The 19,140-nt window shown below is 53.8% G+C and carries 20 protein-coding genes; all 20 read left to right on the top strand.

Annotated features, from left to right (window positions below; translation table 11 throughout):
- The first annotated feature begins 77 nt into the window (after nucleotides 1-77).
- The 20 genes from flgM to argJ all read left to right on the top strand — a co-directional run bounded on the left by flgM (nucleotide 78) and on the right by argJ (nucleotide 19,049).
- A complete protein-coding gene (gene flgM / locus AC06G8_RS20595; protein WP_021881530.1) occupies nucleotides 78-347 on the top strand; it encodes a flagellar biosynthesis anti-sigma factor FlgM in 270 nt (89 codons plus the stop codon).
- Nucleotides 348-360: 13 nt separating this feature from the next.
- Nucleotides 361-855, top strand: coding sequence for a flagellar protein FlgN (locus AC06G8_RS20590; protein WP_480283759.1), 495 nt, complete (start codon nucleotides 361-363; stop codon nucleotides 853-855).
- 10 nt (nucleotides 856-865) lie between these two features.
- Entirely contained in the window at nucleotides 866-2,416 is a 1,551-nt protein-coding gene (gene flgK, locus AC06G8_RS20585) for a flagellar hook-associated protein FlgK (RefSeq protein ID WP_480283758.1), read from the top strand.
- A 20-nt stretch (nucleotides 2,417-2,436) separates the two neighbouring features.
- On the top strand, nucleotides 2,437-3,357 hold the full coding sequence (gene flgL, locus AC06G8_RS20580; RefSeq protein ID WP_480283757.1) for a flagellar hook-associated protein FlgL: 921 nt from the start codon (nucleotides 2,437-2,439) through the stop codon (nucleotides 3,355-3,357).
- A 15-nt stretch (nucleotides 3,358-3,372) separates the two neighbouring features.
- Nucleotides 3,373-3,942, top strand: coding sequence for a DUF6470 family protein (locus tag AC06G8_RS20575; RefSeq protein WP_480283756.1), 570 nt, complete (start codon nucleotides 3,373-3,375; stop codon nucleotides 3,940-3,942).
- 75 nt (nucleotides 3,943-4,017) lie between these two features.
- The gene (locus AC06G8_RS20570; protein ID WP_480283755.1) at nucleotides 4,018-4,458 is read left to right on the top strand and encodes a flagellar assembly protein FliW; all 441 of its coding nucleotides are present in this window, start codon (nucleotides 4,018-4,020) and stop codon (nucleotides 4,456-4,458) included.
- A gap of 1 nt (nucleotide 4,459) precedes the next feature.
- A complete protein-coding gene (gene csrA, locus AC06G8_RS20565) occupies nucleotides 4,460-4,690 on the top strand; it encodes a carbon storage regulator CsrA (protein WP_480283754.1) in 231 nt (76 codons plus the stop codon).
- A 155-nt stretch (nucleotides 4,691-4,845) separates the two neighbouring features.
- Nucleotides 4,846-6,192: a flagellin N-terminal helical domain-containing protein gene (locus AC06G8_RS20560; RefSeq protein WP_480285479.1), complete on the top strand. Its 1,347-nt coding sequence runs from the start codon at nucleotides 4,846-4,848 to the stop codon at nucleotides 6,190-6,192.
- A gap of 222 nt (nucleotides 6,193-6,414) precedes the next feature.
- On the top strand, nucleotides 6,415-6,810 hold the full coding sequence (locus AC06G8_RS20555; protein ID WP_480283753.1) for a flagellar protein FlaG: 396 nt from the start codon (nucleotides 6,415-6,417) through the stop codon (nucleotides 6,808-6,810).
- A gap of 11 nt (nucleotides 6,811-6,821) precedes the next feature.
- Nucleotides 6,822-8,306 carry a flagellar filament capping protein FliD gene (gene fliD / locus AC06G8_RS20550; RefSeq protein WP_480283752.1) on the top strand — a complete coding sequence of 495 codons (1,485 nt, stop codon included), beginning with the start codon at nucleotides 6,822-6,824 and terminating at the stop codon, nucleotides 8,304-8,306.
- Nucleotides 8,307-8,324: 18 nt separating this feature from the next.
- Nucleotides 8,325-8,717, top strand: coding sequence for a flagellar export chaperone FliS (gene fliS, locus AC06G8_RS20545; protein WP_480283751.1), 393 nt, complete (start codon nucleotides 8,325-8,327; stop codon nucleotides 8,715-8,717).
- Nucleotides 8,710-9,045, top strand: coding sequence for a flagellar protein FliT (gene fliT, locus AC06G8_RS20540; RefSeq protein ID WP_480283750.1), 336 nt, complete (start codon nucleotides 8,710-8,712; stop codon nucleotides 9,043-9,045). The genes fliS and fliT overlap by 8 nt, the downstream gene beginning before the upstream one ends.
- A 400-nt stretch (nucleotides 9,046-9,445) precedes the next feature.
- Nucleotides 9,446-9,643, top strand: a complete 198-nt coding sequence (locus AC06G8_RS20535) for a cold-shock protein (RefSeq protein ID WP_028599014.1) — start codon at nucleotides 9,446-9,448, stop codon at nucleotides 9,641-9,643.
- Between the two features lie 339 nt (nucleotides 9,644-9,982).
- Nucleotides 9,983-10,531, top strand: a complete 549-nt coding sequence (gene hpf / locus AC06G8_RS20530; RefSeq protein WP_480283749.1) for a ribosome hibernation-promoting factor, HPF/YfiA family — start codon at nucleotides 9,983-9,985, stop codon at nucleotides 10,529-10,531.
- Between the two features lie 305 nt (nucleotides 10,532-10,836).
- Nucleotides 10,837-13,347 carry a preprotein translocase subunit SecA gene (secA, locus tag AC06G8_RS20525; RefSeq protein WP_480283748.1) on the top strand — a complete coding sequence of 837 codons (2,511 nt, stop codon included), beginning with the start codon at nucleotides 10,837-10,839 and terminating at the stop codon, nucleotides 13,345-13,347.
- Between the two features lie 255 nt (nucleotides 13,348-13,602).
- Nucleotides 13,603-14,719, top strand: a protein-coding gene (prfB, locus tag AC06G8_RS20520; protein WP_480283747.1) for a peptide chain release factor 2 whose coding sequence is annotated in 2 segments (ribosomal slippage) — nucleotides 13,603-13,674 and nucleotides 13,676-14,719 — 1,116 coding nt in all. Because the reading frame shifts where the segments join, the coding sequence is not laid out codon by codon here.
- A gap of 271 nt (nucleotides 14,720-14,990) precedes the next feature.
- A complete protein-coding gene (locus AC06G8_RS20515) occupies nucleotides 14,991-15,836 on the top strand; it encodes a YitT family protein (protein ID WP_480285478.1) in 846 nt (281 codons plus the stop codon).
- 195 nt (nucleotides 15,837-16,031) lie between these two features.
- Complete coding sequence (locus AC06G8_RS20510) at nucleotides 16,032-16,517, top strand: hypothetical protein (protein WP_480283746.1); 486 nt, start codon at nucleotides 16,032-16,034, stop codon at nucleotides 16,515-16,517.
- Between the two features lie 198 nt (nucleotides 16,518-16,715).
- Nucleotides 16,716-17,765: an N-acetyl-gamma-glutamyl-phosphate reductase gene (gene argC / locus AC06G8_RS20505; protein ID WP_447663106.1), complete on the top strand. Its 1,050-nt coding sequence runs from the start codon at nucleotides 16,716-16,718 to the stop codon at nucleotides 17,763-17,765.
- Nucleotides 17,766-17,807: 42 nt separating this feature from the next.
- Nucleotides 17,808-19,049: a bifunctional ornithine acetyltransferase/N-acetylglutamate synthase gene (gene argJ, locus AC06G8_RS20500; protein WP_480283745.1), complete on the top strand. Its 1,242-nt coding sequence runs from the start codon at nucleotides 17,808-17,810 to the stop codon at nucleotides 19,047-19,049.
- Nucleotides 19,050-19,140 lie beyond the last annotated feature (91 nt).

The raw sequence follows: 19,140 nt of genomic DNA, 5'->3' as shown, positions 1-19,140 counted from the left end.
AGAAAGCTTTTGGGCAGGCCGATAATACGTGTAGAAGCCAAGGCCGATCAGAAAGCCCAATAACGAGGTGAATGGCAATGAAAATAAATGAAACCGGCAGGATCCTTCCTGTCAGCGCTTATCAGAAGACAGGCGCCGAGAACCGGGTGCAGGAAAGCGCCCGTCCCCGCAAGACCGACCAAGTGGAAATTTCCGAGGAGGCCAAGGAAATGCTAGCCAGCCGCCAGCCGGAAAGCGCCGAGCGCAAGCAGCGCATCCAGGAGCTGAAGAACGAAGTGGCTTCCGGCAATTACCGCGTAGACGCCCGCAAGATCGCCGACAAGCTATGGGATCATTTGAACTCTTGAGGAGCGAGCCGTTATGCGCATTGAAGATATTATCGCCACCTTGGAGGATCAACAAGCTCTCTATTCCCAATTGAATGAGCTTGCCGAAGAAAAGACGCCTGCGCTCGTAAAGGGAGACCTCGACGTTCTTAATAAGATTCTTATGAAAGAGCGCAAGCTGACAAAGACCGCTGAGGAGCTCGAAACACGGCGGATGACCCAGGTCAACATTCATTTTTCCCGTTTGCAGCTTAGACTGAGAACAGGAAGGCTTTCCGATTTGATCCGAACTATCAGCAACCCGGAGGACAAGCAGAGACTGGCTGAAATCCAGAATGCTTTGAGCGTCAAGCTTGAGCAATTGAAAATGAAAAACGACCATAATCAGCAGTTGGCCGAGCAGGCTGTCTCCTTTGTCAACTATTCCATTGAACTCCTGTCGATGGAGCCGGAGCAGGATTACATCTACAAGCACCCGATGAACTCGTACGGGGAAGGCAAATTCATGACATTCAACACGAAAGGATAGGGGGAACCATATGGCATCCACGTTTCACTCTATAGAAACTGCCAAAAGGAGCCTATTCACTCAGACGACAGCGTTGAATACGACCGGCCATAACATCGCCAACGCCAATACGGAAGGTTATTCTCGCCAGGCCGTGAATATGAAGGCCGCCAGTCCGATCGAAGCTTTCGGCGTCAACCGTTCGAACACGCCCGGACAGCTTGGAACCGGTGTTGAGTTCTCTAACATCGAGCGGATTCGCGAAGCTTTCCTTGACGCGCAGTTCCGCGAGGAGAATGCCGCCAAGGCGGGATGGGACACCCAGCTGGAAACCCTGGACAAGCTCCAGACCATCTTCAATGAGCCTTCAGATTCGGGTATCCGCACCGTGATGCAGAATTTCTGGAAATCATGGTCGGACCTCAGCAAAGACCCCCAGAACGTCACCGCCCGAACAATTGTCAAAGAAAATGCGTTGGCCCTTACCGATGCTTTCAATCAAATCAGCAAGCAGCTGGATAATCTGCAAAGCGATTTGACTGCGAACGTGGACGTGAAAGGGAGGGAGATTCAAGGGTATCTCTCTTCTATAAGGGACCTGAACCGTTCCATCGTCAAGATCGAAGGTCTGGGAGATAAAGCCAACGATCTCCGTGATCAGCGGGATCTTCTGACGGACAAGCTCTCCAAAATCATGAATATCACCGTAACTCAAGGAGAGCAGGGCTATACGATCAGCAGCGGCGGGCAGAACCTGGTCGAGGGCTATTCGGATCCCATTCCTGTGAACGGAGCCTGGCTGAGCGAGGCTTACTCATCCGGAGGCATCACTGGAGGAGAAGTCTACGGGATGCTCAAGTCGAGAGACGGTTATGTGGCGGATTACAAAAATCAGCTCAACGGACTTGTACGGACGATAGCGGAAGGGGACACTCAGGTCACGATACCGAAGGGATCCGTCCTTCCGGAGGGCACGGTATTGAACGGCGTCACTTACAGCGGCGCTGGCCGTACGCTTGCATCGGATTTGATGGTTGTCGTCAAAGGCATTAACGGCCTCCATCAGCTCGGATATTCCCTTCAGACAGGGACAGACGGCAAGCCTCTCCCGGGAGAACCATTTTTTACAGCGGCGGGCGGGGGCGAGCTCACGGCAGGAAATATCATCCTAAATCAGAAGATTGCCGCCGATCCTTCCCTGATTGCGTCCTCAATGAAATTGACGGAAAACGGGGATCTGGTAAAAGGAAACAACTCTCTGGCGATGTTGATGTCCCAGCTCAATATCGGCAAGTTCGACATGGGCAACGGCGCCAGCAACACTCTCGACTCCATCTATGCTGCCGTTATCGGTCAACTCGGAGTTCAGACGCAGGAGGCCGCCAGGCAGGCGGACAACGCCAATTCGATGTTGACGCAGGTGGACCTGCGCAGGCAATCGGTGAGCGGCGTCTCGCTGGATGAGGAAATGAGCGAGCTGCTCAAGTTCCAGCATGCATACAATGCCGCCGCGAGGTTCATGACAACCTTCGACGAGTTGCTGGACAAGTTGATTAACGGAACCGGAACCGTAGGCCGCTAAGGCGAGGAAGGAGATCATCGATGAGAGTAACGAACAACATGCTGAGTTCCCAATTGCTGCTTAACCTGAACCGGAACAACAGCCGGATGACCGAGCTGCAGAACCAGCTGTCGACTGGACGCCAGATCAACAAGCCCTCCGACAACCCTGTCGGAATCACTTACGCACTCCGTTACCGTTCTGAGCTTGCATACAACGAACAGTATCAGTCCAATGTTGACAGTGCCGTTTCCTGGCTTGATTTCAGCGATACGGTGTTGGGACAGACCGGAGAGATCGTCCAAAGGCTGCGGGAACTGGTTGTACAGGCTTCCACAGGAAGCAATCCCCAATCGGCGCTGGACAGCATCAGCCAAGAAGTCCAGCAGCTCAAGGGCCAGCTGGTGGACGTGGCGAACAGCCAGCTCAACGGCAAGTACGTGTTCAACGGCCAGCAGTACGACGTCAAGCCGTACGACCTTCCTCTAGGAGCGGACGGCAGCGTTGACACTTCTGCGGCTGCGCTTGTGAAGACGGATAACTTCCCGGTCAGCTATGTTGTCGGAGACGGCATCCAGCTTCCGGTCAATATAACAGGCAATTCCATCTTCGGCAGCCCATCCGATCCTGACAATCTATTTGCTCTTATGAATCGTATTTCCGATGCCCTTCAGACAGGAAACTACAGTCAGATTTCCTCCGAGCTTGCTGGCATCGACAGTCGTCATGACACGCTGTTGAAGAACCGCGCCGAGCTTGGCGCGCGCTCGAACCGCGTTGAGCTCATGCAAAACCGCTTAGCTGATCTAAACTCCAACTTGACGGAGCTCCAGTCTAAAACCGAGGATGCTGATTATGCGGAGCTTCTGATGAAATCCAAGATCCAGGAGAACATCTACAACGCCTCCCTCTCGGCCGGCGCCAAAATAATTACTCCTTCCCTGGTTGATTTCCTGCGGTAGGAAGGATGTGCGCGTATGAGCATAGCCCCAATTGTACAAATCCGACAGACTCCAGCTCTTATTGGAATTGATGCCGACCTGGGTCAATATTCAATCGAGCAGAAGCCGGCTGACCTTCAGATGAAGACAACTCCGGGAGAGCTGTCCATCCGGCAGTTCGCGCCTGAACTGCAAGTAGATTCTACTGCGGCGCGAGAGGCGATAACAGGCGGTGGCCTGCCAGCCGTACTGAACCGGATTTACTCGGGAATCCAGCAACTCTATTTGGAGGGCATAGCCAATCGAATGGAGCAGGGCAGCCGTATGGCTGCTATATACAATCCTTCCAATACGATAGCCGATATTATCGGAACCGATAACCAGCCGGCCCCATTTCCGGAAACGAGAGGACCGGCTTCGATTGATAATGTGGACATAAGCTTTACGATAAAACCTCCAGAGATCTCCGTCTCCCGGGCTTCCAGCGAGCTGAATGTGGAGGTTCATCGTCCCGAAATCAGCTATGCGCGCGGCAAACTGGATATATACATGAAGCAATACCCCGGAGTGCAGTTTATCCCTCCGGAGATCGATGTGCTAAAATAAAATCGAGAACAGCTGCAGAAACGTCGTTTGAGCGCGTTTCCCTGCGGCTTTTTTTATCGATTAGGAGGAAACATAATGATGCGGATCGATACGGCGGCCATGGGCTGTCTGGAAATCAAGCCTGATCAGATCTACCTGTTCCCCAAAGGTCTACCAGGATTCGAGGACGAATTGCGTTTTGCCGTCATTCCGGTAGAGGATTCGGATTTTTGTCTCCTGCAATCCCTTACTCAGAAGGAGCTTGCCTTCGTGCTGGCGGACCCGTTCTCCGCATTGTCCGATTACGAATTCAAGCTCTCGGAAGCGGATAAAGCCGAGCTTGACCTGCATGACCAAGTGCGAGTGTACGGCATCGTGACTCTCCGGACCCCAATGGAGGAATCTACGATCAACTTACTAGCCCCACTTGTTTTAAGTCCTGCTGCAGGAATTGCAAAACAGATTGTGCTTCATCACAGCGAATACTCCGCCAGACATCCTTTATTTGCTTCCGACCGTGCAAAGGAGGAGGTCTGACATGCTGGTGCTGTCCCGGCGAAAAGGCGAAGCCATCATTATTCAGGATCATATTGAAATCATTGTCGTCGGCGTGGAAGGAGATACAGTCAAGCTTGGCATCTCTGCTCCTCGGGAGGTTGATGTCTATCGCAAGGAAGTGTATGAGGCCATCAAACAGAGCAATCTTGAAGCCTCTCTCATGCCTTCCATGGATGAAGTAGGCCTGCTGGCTGCGAGACTGAAAAAATAAGGCTAAAAATCTCCCTGTTATGACGAAGGGACTATACAAACTTGTATAGGGTCTGCCGATAAAAGGTATATCGCCGTTGCCATAGGGCGGCCGACCTTAAGGCGGCGGCGGACCACATGGATGTGGGACATACCATTTCAGGGAGGAAATTAATCATGATTATCAATCACAACATCGCAGCATTGAACACTCACCGTCAGTTGTCCACCAACACGGCAGCAACCAGCAAGTCCATCGAGAAATTGTCTTCTGGCCTTCGTATCAACCGTGCAGGCGATGACGCTGCTGGTCTGGCAATCTCCGAAAAAATGCGCGGACAAATCCGTGGTTTGGACATGGCTTCCAAAAACGGACAAGATGGTATTTCTCTAATTCAAACAGCTGAAGGCGCTTTGAATGAAACTCACTCCATCTTGCAACGTATGCGTGAATTGGCAGTTCAATCTTCCAATGATACAAACACTGCATCCGACCGTGGCGAGCTTCAAAAAGAGATCAACCAGCTTACAGCTGAAATCGATCGTATTGGTAGCACTACTGAGTTCAATACAAAGAAATTGTTGGATGGCGGAGCAGCGGTAACAGGAACTGTAACTGGCTCTTCTGCGGTTAGTATTATTGGTGGTAGTGGTGATACTAAAGTCGGTTCGTTAGCTGCAATAACGGCGGTTACTGTTGCAACGGCTGATACTGCACTATCTACTGGTGCTACCTTTACAGCAAGTGGGGTATTATCTGCTGCAAGTTCATTGACAGTTAATGGGGTTACATTCTCATTCGGAACTACTGATAATGGTCAGAATGTACTTGATAAAATTAACGCTGCTAATATTGGTGTAAAAGCTGCGTTCAATGGCGGAAAGTTGGAACTTACCTCTTCAACAGTTGGTAGCAAGTCTGACATGAATATTTCTGCTGCAACAGGTAATTTTGCTGGTTTAGAATTAACTGCTAATACCGTTCAAGGCGTAAATGCTACAATAACTGGTGGTGCTACTTACACTGCAGATGGGAATACAATTACTATAGTATCTGGTGCTCAAGAAGGGCTGCAGTTACAGGTGAATAGCGCAACAACTACTTCTACTACTGTAGCGGTTACTGCAAACGGTGGCTTGAATTTCCAAATTGGTGCTAACGAAGGCCAAAACATGTATGTATCCGTAGGTGACATGCGTGCATCAGCTTTGGGAGTTAACCAAGTTGATGTGTCTAACTCTGCATCCGCTAATACTGCAATTACAACAATCAACAACGCTATCGAGAAAGTTTCTGGCGAGCGTTCAAAACTTGGTGCTTACCAAAACCGTCTTGAGCACACAATCAACAACCTGAACACTTCTTCCGAGAACTTGACGGCTGCTGAGTCCCGTGTACGCGACGTAGACATGGCTAAAGAAATGATGAACCAAACCAAGAACAGCATCCTGGCTCAAGCTGCACAAGCTATGCTTGCACAAGCTAACCAACAGCCACAAGGCGTACTTCAATTGCTCCGTTAATCTTCATGATCGATCAAGAGACCCTAGTCTATCTAGGGTCTTTTTTTGTTATGGAGCGATGCGCACCTCATCTGGGCGTGCGATCGGACGATCAAAACCGGCGCCCTTAACAACAACAAAGGAAGGGCTTGTTTTTGTGATTTGAGTCTGAAGTCTCTAACTGATTGAGGGAAGCGGGCCGATATAAAGGGTAACTATTCACGTCGCTAAGGGGTTGTCTGGATGAAAGTTCAATTGACCTTATCTGCTTCAGCTGCTTCTACCAATTCTACTGCTAACGTTGCTTCAATTACTGACGGCGGTTCACTCCAATTCGCCGAAGACAAGATCGGATCCATTTCGAGTGTGAAGGAAATGGATGCGCTCCTGCAGCAAGGAGTGCCGATACCTCCTGGTTCAGCGCAACTGATTAAAAATATCGACCGTGCTGTCAAATCTCTTCAGGGACCGGAGACTATGCTGGATATAAGTATCCACGATAAGACCCACCAATTGCTCGTGAAAGTGATCGACAAGGAAACGGGAGATCTCATCCGGGAAGTTCCTCAGGAGAAAACCCTTGAACTCGTAGCCAAAATGATGGAGCTCGCAGGAATCATTATCGATACCAAAGTGTAAGGAGGTTCATTATGACCATTCGTATCAGCGGAAGTTCCGGCATTGATGTCGATTCTTTAGTCAAGCAATTGATGACAGCCAAGCGTGTCCCTCTCGATAAACTGAATCAGAGCAAGCAGCAGGTTCAGTGGCAGAGAGACAGCATTTTGGAGCTTAACAGCAAAATCGTCGACTTCAAAACCAATAAACTTGGTAAATATGGTATCTCAGCTGCCTTCAATTCCCAGAAGGCGGTTCTGACCGGAGATACGGCATCTGTTAAAGCAGAAGCAACGGCCATGGCCAACGGAGTCAAGATGGAAGTGAAAGTGGTAAATCTGGCTACCCAGGCCACCATTCAAACGAACGGGATTAATACGGCTGCTATGAAGTCCATTACATCCCAGTCTACTCTTGCTCAGGTCATGGCTGCCAATAAAGGAGGAGCGGCTGCTGATTATTCAGGTAAAGTCTATCAGATTAAAATCAATGATTCCGAAGAACTGGAATTTAAAGCGGATACCAGCATCTCCTCAATGCTTTCAAAAATAAACAGTACGGCTTCATCGGAGGTTAAAGCCTCCTATGACGAATCGACAGGAAAGCTGATTGTTCAGGCTAAAATTTATGGAACTTCAGGTAAGGCAGATAATACCGGATCTTTATTTGAAGTTTTTGGAGATGGTGTTCTTCAGAAATCACCAGGTGATGATGCGAATGTAGTCATAAATGGCCAATCGATGAAGAAATCCAGCAACATCTTTGTAGTCAATGGGGTGCAGCTGACTCTGCTTGCTCCGACAGCAGAAGGAGCCTCGACAAATGTTTCAACCGAAGTGAATGCAGATACCGCCCTTGCCACTATTAAATCCTTGATCAGCGATTACAATGAGCTTCTCGATACCTTTAATAAAAAAGTCAGAGAAGTGAAGTACAGGGACTTCCTTCCGCTGACCGATGCGCAAAAAGAATCCATGAAAGAGGACGAAATCAAGAAATGGGAGGAGAAAGCGAAAAGCGGACTCCTGCGGAACGATGAATCTCTAAGCTCCGCAATCGCTTCCATGCGTTCCATCCTTTCCTCGCAAATGGGCGAGCTCAGCAAAATGGGAATTACAGCCGGACAGTATTACGAGAACGGAAAAATATATGTCGATGATGAAAAGCTCAAGCAAGCCATCCAGAACGATCCTCAAAAAGTGATGGAATTGTTTCAAGGCCCAAACGGCAAGCCGGAGGATGGGATCATCGGCAAGCTCAAGGGAGTCATGGACACGGTCCTGGACAAGTTCGTCCAGAAGGCCGGTACCAGCAAATATTCGACCAGCCTCAATGTTACGCTCAAGGAAGACAGCGCGATCGGCAAGCAACTTAAGGATTATACCACTCGAATATCCAACCTTAATTCTAAAATGTCCGCTTGGGAGAGCCAATACTACAAGCAGTTCAGCGCCATGGAACAGGCCATGAACTCCTATAACGCCCAGTCATCCAGTCTGGCAAACTACTTTAAATAACGGCGGGAGGCTAATGCTATGAATATGGCAGCCTACGATAAATACCGACAGTCATCCGTGCAGACCGCGACACCAGGGCAGCTTCTATTGTCGCTCTATGATGGAGCTATCCGCTTCATTAAGATCGCTATTCAAGGCATTGAAGAGAGAAATATTGAAAATGCTAATCTGAACCTGGGAAAAGCGCAGTCTATCGTCAGCGAACTGAGCGTAAGCCTTGATCCTTCCTATGAAATATCCAAGCCACTGGAGATGTTATACGAGTACATCAAATATCTTCTGCTGGAAGCGAATATAAAGAAAGACCGAAATCTGGCTGAAGAAGCTCTGGGATACCTGACGGACCTTCGCCAGACCTGGGCGGAGGCCAACAGGCAAATGGCCGGCCAGCAGCTGGTAACCAATGGATAAGCTGATTGAGGAACTGGAGGAGCTTACGCGAGATTGCCTCCCCGCGCTGAATTCGAATGGCTACGAGGAACTGTACGACTTTGTACAAAAAAGAGGCCAATTGGTGGAGCAGCTTGTAGAAGCTGCAGCGCGAAGGAACCCGTCAGAAGAAGAGAAGCAACGGGTCAAGCAGCTTCTGGGTCTTGATCCGGATTTCCAAGGCGCCATCCAAAGCCGTCTTGACGAAGCCTCCGAATGGCTCGCACAAAGGAACAGGGCAAAGGTTCAATTGAATGCATACGAGAATCCTTATGATGCGGATGCTATTTTAATGGATAAAAAAAGATAGGATAGAGCCATGAAGTTACCCCTGTCATGTAGACAGGTATAAAAGAAGCACAACAGGCAGCCTTAGTCCGGTGCTCCACGGGACTAAGGTTGTTCGATTTCTTTTGTAGACCGGAGAGATCCACGCTTGAGCTGTTAAATCTTTTTGGATGAAGTGTTGAACCTTTCACCCTGCTTGGTCATATAAAATATGGGATTATTCTACAAAAGGTCTTTTATAAATACAATCTTAGATAAGTTATGACAAAAGGCGCTAATATGAAGACAGACTTCTCTAATAATTCTACATGAATCCGCTTTCATATTCTATTGACAACTGTTTTAATCCGGTGCTATAGTCAAAATGTGGGCTATGCATACAAGGCGTCTCACAGCATTTGAAGATGAAGGGAATGTTCTGAATGCAAGGTAAAGTGAAATGGTTCAATGCAGAAAAAGGCTACGGATTCATCGAGACTGAGCAAGGCGGCGACGTATTTGTTCACTTCTCCGCAATCCAATCCGAGGGCTTCAAAACCCTGGAAGAAGGCCAATCCGTCGAGTTCGACATCGTAGAAGGCGCTCGCGGTCCACAAGCTGCCAACGTAGTCAAACTGTAATCATCCGGCCGATCGGCCATGCATAGATGATTGACGAGAATGACAAGTGCCTGTACGAGGCCCTGCAATTGCAGGGCCTCTTTTTTTGTTTTCTTTTTCGGAAATCCATGATTTTTATCGATTGAAAGCGGTTAGTAAGACACTATACCCGAATCAAAGAGGGAGGGAGAAAATCGGATCCGGTTTTTTCTTCGGTATTTAATTAGGAAGAACAATATCGAATCTGCGGAACAATGCCAGCATAAATAGTAATCAGAATATTCACAATTGCTCAATAAGTCTTTTGATTTGAAAGCGCAACCCATGTTATAATGGGACCATGCAAAGGAGGAGTGCTCAATGAACTACAACATTCGAGGTCAAAACATTCAGGTTACGGACGCCATGCGCGATTACGTCGAGAAGAAGTTGAACCGACTGGAAAAGTATTTTGATGCCCCCCTCAACACAGACTCCAATGTGACGATGGCTGTCCACAAGGGACGCCACGGCGTCGAGGTGACGATTCCGATGACGGGAGTCATTCTCCGGGCCGAAGAGAAAAGCCCTGACATGTACGCCTCGGTGGATACGGTCGTCGACAAGCTGGAGCGCCAGATCCGGAAGTACAAAACGAAGGTCAACCGCAAATTCCGGCAGAATGAAAGCATCAAGACGCTGTTCCGCGAGGACGACGTGAGCTCTGTTCAGCTGCAGGATCCTGAAGACGACCTTGAAGTTGTACGAATGAAGAAATTCCAACTGAAGCCGATGGATGTAGAGGAAGCCATACTCCAGATGGATATGGTCGGACACAGCTTTTATGTCTTCTCCAACATCGAGACCAAGGAAGTGAACGTGGTCTATCGCCGCAATGACGGCAAGTACGGCTTGATCGAGCAGGGCTGAACCACAGCTCGTGGCCGATCGTTGAAGTCGCATCCCATAACGAATCCAACCTCGCCCTTTCCTTTGCCGGAGAGGGCTTTCTGCGTCCATTCCAGCCGTTGCCTGGCAACTAGAAGGCGGGTAAGCGCGTATAATGGATGAAGTATATTGAGCAGCTAAGATGTCATTTGTTTAGTACGCAAGCTTTTTATCGCCCAAATGAAGAAGAAGCCCCATTACTTATTGGAAATGATTTGCCTCTCATTGCTACAGGGTCGGCTAACTGTTAAAATTAAGGCAAAGTGGGTTTACGAAAGGGGAAAACCATGCTCGGACTGGTGAAGAAGATTTTCGGCGACGCGAATGAGCGGGAAGTAAAACGGCTCTTGCGAACGGTCGAAGCGATAAATGGAATCGAGCCGGAGTTTGCGGCATTGACGGATGAGCAGCTGCGGGCCAAGACTCAGGAATTCCGCGACCGCCTCGAGAACGGCGAGGAGCTCGACGACCTGCTGCCGGAAGCTTACGCGACGGTCCGCGAAGCGGGCAAGCGCGTTCTCGGCATGCGGCATTTCGATGTGCAGCTGATCGGCGGCATGGCGCTGCATGAAGGCAAGATTGCGGAGATGAAAACAGGCGAGGGCAAAACGCTGGTCGGAACATTGCCTGTTTATTTGAACGCCCTTCTCGGCAAAGGCGTGCATGTCGTCACGGTCAATGACTATCTGGCCTCGCGCGACAGCGAGATCATGCGTCCGCTGTACGAGTTCCTCGGCATGACGGTCGGCTGCAACCTGCATTCCCTCTCCCATGAGGAGAAGCAGGAAGCTTATGCCTGCGACATCACATACGGAACGAACAACGAATTCGGCTTCGACTATCTCCGCGACAACATGGTCCTCTATAAAGAACAAATGGTTCAGAAGCCGCTCTACTTCGCCATCATCGACGAAGTGGACTCCATTCTCATCGATGAGGCCCGTACGCCGCTCATCATTTCGGGACAAGCGGCCAAGTCGACGGAGCTGTACCATTCGGCGGACAAGTTCGTCAGCCGCCTGAAGCATGAAGACGACTACACCGTCGACATCAAGCTGCGCTCCGTCATGCTGACGGAAGCCGGCGTCGAGAAGGCGGAGAAGGCGTTCGGCGTCGAGAACCTGTTCGACCATGCGAACGTGACGCTCAACCATCATATCCAGCAGGCGCTCAAGGCGCATGCGATCATGAAGCGCGACGTAGACTATGTCGTGCAAGAAGAAGAAGTGCTTATCGTCGACGAGTTCACGGGCCGGATCATGTCCGGACGCCGCTACAGCGACGGCCTCCACCAGGCCATCGAAGCGAAGGAAGACCTCAAGGTCCAGAACGAGAGCATGACGCTCGCGACGATCACGTTCCAGAACTACTTCCGGATGTACCGCAAGCTGGCCGGCATGACCGGTACGGCCAAGACGGAGGAAGAAGAGTTCAAGAAGATCTACGGACTCGAGGTGCTGCAAGTGCCGACGAACCGTACGATGATCCGTCAAGACAGCGCGGACGTGGTCTACAAGACCGAGATGGGCAAGTTCAAGGCGGTCGTAGAGGAGATCGTGGAGCGGCACGGCAAGAACCAGCCTGTGCTCGTCGGCACGGTATCGATCGAGAACTCAGAGAAGCTGTCGGAAATGCTCAAGAAGCGCGGCATCACGCACAAGGTCCTCAACGCCAAGTACCACGCCGAGGAAGCGGAGATCATCTCCCGCGCCGGACAAGCCGGCTCCGTCACGATCGCGACGAACATGGCCGGCCGCGGTACGGACATCCTGCTCGGCGATACGGTGCATGACATCGGCGGCCTTCATATCATCGGCACGGAGCGTCATGAGAGCCGCCGCATCGACAACCAGCTGCGCGGACGCGCGGGACGTCAAGGCGATCCGGGCTCCTCGAGCTTCTACCTGTCGCTCGAAGACGATCTGATGCGCCGCTTCGGCTCGGAAAATATCATGGGCATGATGGAGCGTCTCGGCTTCGAGGAAGACCAGCCGATCGAAAGCCGCCTCATCACGAAGGCGATCGAATCCGCCCAGAAGCGCGTCGAGGGCAACAACTTCGACACACGCAAAGTCGTCCTGCAGTATGACGACGTCATGAACCAGCAGCGCGAGATCATCTACAAGCAGCGCCGCGAGGTGCTGTTCTCGGAGAACATCCGCGATATCGTCATGGATATGGTCAAGCCGGTCATCGACCGCATCATCGAAGCCCATTGTCCGAAGGACGAGGTTCCGGAGAACTGGGATCTGCAAGCCATCGTGGATTATGCCGAAGCGACCTTCCTCAACGAGGGAGCCGTCACGAAGGAAGATCTGTGGGGCAAGGAGCCGGAGGAAATGTCCGAATTCCTGTTCGGCAAGCTGACGGCGCTCTACGACGAGCGCGAGGAAGCCATGGGCAGCGAGACGATGCGCGAATTCGAGAAGGTCATCGTGCTGCGCGCCGTGGACAGCAAGTGGATGGATCACATCGACGCCATGGACCAGCTGCGTCAGGGCATCCATCTTCGCGCTTACGGCGGCACGGACCCGCTTCGCGAGTACCAGTTTGAAGGCTTCGAGATGTTCAAGGAAATGATCGACACCATCCAGGAAGAAGTCACGAAGTACATCATGAAGGCCCAAGTCGAGCAGAACCTGGAGCGCCAGGAAGTCGTCAAAGGCCAGGTCGTGGAAATGGGCGGCAGCAGCGAAGGCCGCGAGCAGCGTCCGGCCAAGCGCGAGGAGCGCATCGGACGCAACGATCCTTGCCCATGCGGCAGCGGCAAGAAATACAAGCTCTGCCACGGCAAGTAAGGAACTCCGCAGTTGTTCAAGCTCTGCCCCGGCAAGTAAGGATTCCGCAGCTGTTCAGGCTCTGCCACGGCAAGCAGCTGAGTCCGCAACATGTCCAGGCTGACTTGGAACGCATGATGGCTGTGAACCGCAAGGCAGGATGACTGCCTGACGGCCAGCAGTCCCAACAGCATGAGAGGCCGGGAGAGACGCGTCGTACGCGCCTGCTCCCGGCTCCTGTCATGAATAGACGAAAATTTGAGGTGAAGCATTGTCATGATCGACGTAACGGTTAAGCAAGACCTGCGTGAGGCGGCAAAGCGGCTCCAAGCTCTCAGGGGGTCTCTTTGACTTAGATCTCAAGCAGGAGATCATAGCCAACTATGAAGAGAAGATGACCGCTCCCGATTTCTGGGACGACAACGAGAAGGCGCAGAAGGTCATCGCCGAAATGAATGCAGTCAAGTCCGTCGTAGAGCTGTACGACAGGCTCGCTTCCCAGCAGGAGGATCTGGAAACGCTGCTGGAGCTGGCCGGCGAGGAAGAGGATGAATCTCTCGATGCCGAGCTGACGGACGGCGTGGCCGACCTGATGGGCAAGATCGGCGACTTCGAGCTGCAGCTGCTGCTCAACCAGCCGTATGACAGGCTGGATGCGATTCTGGAGCTGCATCCGGGAGCCGGCGGCACGGAGTCCCAGGACTGGGGCCAGATGCTGTACCGCATGTACACGCGCTGGGCGGAGAAGCACGGCTACAAGGTGGAGCTGCTGGACTATTTGCCCGGCGACGAAGCCGGCATCAAGAGCGTCACCATCTCCATCAAGGGCTACAATGCATACGGATACCTGAAGGCGGAGAAAGGCGTTCACCGGCTCGTGCGGATTTCTCCGTTCGATGCTTCGGGCCGCCGCCACACCTCCTTCGTCTCCTGCGACGTCATGCCGGAGATCGAGGATGATATCGAGATCGAGATCCGTCCGGACGACCTCAAGGTCGACACGTACCGCTCCAGCGGCGCCGGCGGCCAGCACGTCAACAAGACGGAATCGGCGATCCGGATCACCCACCTTCCGAGCGGAATCGTCGTGGCTTGCCAGACGCAGCGCTCCCAGATCCAGAACCGCGAGCAGGCGATGAAGATGCTTCGCTCCAAGCTCTACGAGCGCAAGATCGAGGAGCAGCAGAAGCATCTGGCCGAAATCCGCGGGGAGCAGTCGGAGATCGCCTGGGGCAGCCAGATCCGCTCTTATGTCTTCCATCCGTACAGCATGGTCAAGGACCATCGCACCTCGGTGGAGACAGGCAACGTCGGCGCCGTCATGGACGGCGATCTCGATCCTTTCATCAACGGCTATCTGCGCCACCAGATCAGGCATCAGCCGGAAGCCTGAGGGCAAGCAAGGAACGGCGCTTCGGCACGCAGCGAATAGAAGCACGGAAGAGTTCCGACACTGTATACAGTGTGGAACTCTTTTTCGCGCGGAATGAAATCATTCTCTGCGTTACCGCGGCAGAGCAGGGGGAGCCGGCTTCTGGGAAACCGGGCTCTCCACGCGGCCAGCGGAGATAGAGAGGGGAAAACTCGTGAGCAACAGGAACGAAGGGTCATCGAGGGAAAAGCAGATAGGCGCGGAACGCGGCAAAAGCCGCAAGCCCCGCCGCATGACTAAATCGGTCATCAATCATCCCGTCACAAATACGCTGCTGCTGCTCGCAGGAGCGTTTATCATCGCCATCAGCTTCAACTGCTTCCTGCTCCCCAACGGGGTCGCTTCCGGAGGCGTATCGGGGATATCGGTCATTATCCAGCATTTATACGGCATCACGCCCGCATATACGCAGTGGGCGCTCAATATTCCGCTGTTCTTCGCGGGACTGCTGCTGCTCGGACGCCGCTTTGCCCTGCAGACTCTGTTCGGCTCTGCCATTATGCCGCTGTTCGTGCTGCTGACGGCCCACTGGGGCGCTCCGACGGACAATCCGCTGCTCGGATCGATCTATGGAGGAATCGGCGTCGGCCTCGGCCTCGGACTCGTATTCAGAGGACGCGGCTCTACCGGCGGCACGGATCTCGCGGCTCAAATCCTGCACCGGTACTCGGGGCTTACGCTCGGCTTGTCCGTCGCCTGCCTGGACGGACTTGTCATCGCCGCTGCCGGAGTGTTCCTCTCGCCGGAGAATGCGCTGTACGCGCTGATCGGCTTGTTCGTGACGACGAAGACGATCGACATCGTGCAGACGGGACTCGCCCTGTCCAAGGTCGCGTTCATCATCAGTTCCCGCGCGGAAGAGCTGGCAGACGCCGTGCTGCATGATCTCGACCGGGGACTGACGCGCCTGGACGCGCATGGAGGCTACACGGGGGATGCGCGCACGGTGCTGATGGTCGTCGTCAGCCAGAACGAGGTTTCCGAGCTGAAGCGGCTCGTGCAGACGGTCGATCCCGAAGCCTTTGTCATCATCAGCCATACGGCGGAGGTGCTGGGGCGCGGGTTCAAGCTGGAGTAATCCGGCTCATATAAGGAATGGAATCGATATCCAGCACTTTCCCGAGCAGCGGCTGAATCCAACCGGAATCGCCGCCTGCTAGGGAAAGTGTTTTTTTATTTCCCGGATTCAATTAATACAAGGCGGCGGATTACCGGGTTCACGATCCGTACCGGTGGATCCGTTGCATCCAGGCGCTGCTCAGCAGCGACGCTCGTGCTCATGTACCGGCTCGGCGCGATGCTTGCGGGCAGATGGGCCGGTTTGCTGGCCGCCTTTATTGGCGCCGTGTATCCCTCCTTCATTTGGACGACAGGAGGCATCCTGACGGAGACGCTGGCCGCTTTTCTATTGGTGCTGTACGTTTATGTCCAGCTCCTCGCTTACCGGACACGACGGAAGCTGCCGCCGGCGACGAACTCCGGCAATTACGGGGTGCTGTGCAAGATCGTTCTGGAGCACGTGGCTCCCCATTCGCTGCTCACCTTCAATCCGCGCGGAGGCCTGTTCCGCGGCTCGGCGTTGGTCAACAGATCGGTCGTCACGTTCTCCCATCTGGGATCAGCAGCGGCAACCGATCCGAACAGCGTCCTCTACCGGACGGGCGCGAGCGAGGAGTCCGTAGAGATTTGGATCTCTCCAGCTGCCGGAAGCAATCTTCTGTTCTGCCTGCTGCTGTCGCCGCCGTCCGTTAGGAACTGAACATTCATGCCGAGAAGACGCGGATTCTTTCCGGTCTTTTTTTGCTCTCTTGAAGGAAGGCGGAAGCCGGGTCTAGAAGGAAAGGATAGTCATATTTCCGGTTGTATTATTATTAATATAAACGTATAATGATTCAGGTATAAGAGGCCTGCGACGGCTTCTCTCAGGAATCAGGGCGAAGAAGGGGAGTGCTGAATGATGGGGACAAAAATAAGAGCTGCCATTGTAGGCTCAACCGGCTACGGAGGCGTTGAATTGATCCGGCTGCTTCAGGCGCATCCGTATGCGGAGGTCAGTTCGGTCATTTCCTCTTCCAGCGCAGGAACGCCGATTGCGGACGGATATCCGCATCTGTCGGATATTTTCCCCGGGGTTCTGGATGGCGTAGACCCCAAAGAGATCAAGAGCAAGGCGGATGTCGTCTTCCTGGCCGCTCCGGCCGGAGTGGCGAGCCGGATGGCGCCGCAGCTGCTGGAGGAAGGGCTGAAGGTCATCGACCTGTCGGGAGACTTCCGCCTGCCTCAGCCGGATGTATATGAGCAGTGGTACGGCAAGCCGGCGGCAGACCCGGCCTACTTGGAGAAGGCGGTGTTCGGCCTTTCGGAGATCTACGGAGAACAGGTGCGCGGGGCGGAGCTGCTGTCCAATCCGGGCTGCTATCCGACAGCGACGCTGCTGGGTGCGGTGCCGGCTATCAAGGCGGGCTGGATCGATCCGTCCACTCTGATCGTCGACGCCAAGAGCGGCGTATCCGGCGCGGGCAGGGGAGCGAGCCTCGGCACCCATTATTCGGAGCTGAACGAGAACTTCAAGGCCTACAAGGTCAACAAGCATCAGCATATCCCGGAGATCGAGCGCGTCCTGTCCGATGCGGCAGGCAGGAATATCGTCACCACCTTCACGACCCATCTCGTTCCGATGACGCGGGGCATCATGGCGACGATGTACGCTACGCTTGCGGAAAAGCGGACCGAGCAGGAATTCATCGAGCTGTATCGGCAGTTCTATGAGGGCCGCCCGTTCGTGCGCATTCGGCCGGAAGGCGTCATGCCGGCGACGAAGGAAGTCGCGGGCTCGAACTTCTGCGACATCGGCTTTGCCGTCGACAACCGCACGGGACGTGTGACGATCGTGTCGGTCATCGACAATCTCGTCAAAGGCGCAGCCGGCCAAGCGATCCAGAACCTCAACCTGATGATGGGCTGGGAAGAGAATGCCGGCCTGCAGTTCATCCCGATGTATCCTTAATTCCCTGGCGGAACCCCACTAGAAGGAGATGCGATTTACGCGATGACACAAGAGACAGCAGGCAAGGCGTTCACGATCGTCGAGGACGGCTCCGTTACGACACCGGCAGGCTTTCGGGCGGGCGGGCTTCACTGCGGACTGAAAAAAACGAGCCGCAACGATCTGGGAGCGATCGTATGCGAGGTTCCTGCGGCGGCTGCGGCGGTATATACGACCAACAAGGTGCAGGCGGCCCCGATCAAGGTGACCCGGGAAAGCCTGGCGGCGGGAGGACGGCTGCGCGCGCTGCTTGTGAACAGCGGCAACGCCAATGCCTGCACGGGCAAGCAAGGCGAGGCCGATGCGTACGAGATGCGCTCCGCCTTCGCGGCAGCGGCCGGAATTCCGGCCGAGCAGATCGCGGTGGCCTCTACCGGCGTCATCGGCGAGCTTCTCAAGATGGATCGCGTGCGCGAAGGCATCAGCCGTCTGCCGCAGCAGCTTGCGGGCGACGAGCAGAGCGCGGGTGAGTTCTGCCAGGCGATCCTGACGACGGATCTTGTGAAAAAATCGATCTGCGTTGCCGTCGAGGCCGGCGGAAGGACGATTCATGTGGCAGGCGCCGCCAAAGGCTCCGGCATGATCCATCCCAACATGGCGACGATGCTCGGCTTCGTCACGACGGATGCCAATATCGGCAGCGAAGCTCTCCAAAGCCTGCTGAGCACCGCTACGGACCGCACCTTCAACATGATTACGGTAGACGGGGACACGAGCACCAACGACATGCTGGTCGCGATGGCGAGCGGCCTTGCCGGAGGTGAGGAGCTGACGCCGCTGCATCCGGATTGGAATTCGTTCGGCGATGCGCTGAGATATGTATGCGAGGTGCTGGCCAAGGCGATCGCCCGCGACGGCGAAGGCGCCACCAAGCTCGTCGAGGTCCGCGTCAACGGAGCGCAGAGCGACCGGTCGGCGGCTGCCATCGCGAAGACGATCGTCGGCTCTTCGCTCGTGAAGTCGGCCGTCTTCGGCGCCGACGCCAACTGGGGCCGCATCATCGCGGCCGCTGGCCGGGCCGGCGAGCCGCTCGATCCGGATACCGTCGATATTTCGCTCGGACCGATCCTGACGCTCAAGGAATCCCGGCCGGTCGCCTTCGACGAAGAAGCGGCGCTGGAATACTTGAAGGGCGACACGGTGGAAATCATCGTCGACCTCCATATCGGCGGCGGCGCGGCCGTAGCCTGGGGCTGCGACCTGACCTATGACTACGTCAGGATCAACGCGGCTTACCGCACTTAACAGCAGGAACCGTTAACAGGCGAAAATATAAGCGGCATAAAGCTTCAACCGGCTTGAGCATAAGCGGCATGAAGCGGATGAAGGAGCATGA

It is taken from the genome of Paenibacillus sp. SJS-P3 (assembly GCF_056711585.1).
Note: the sequence above shows the minus strand (reverse complement) of the source record. Positions and strands in the feature narration are given on the sequence as shown.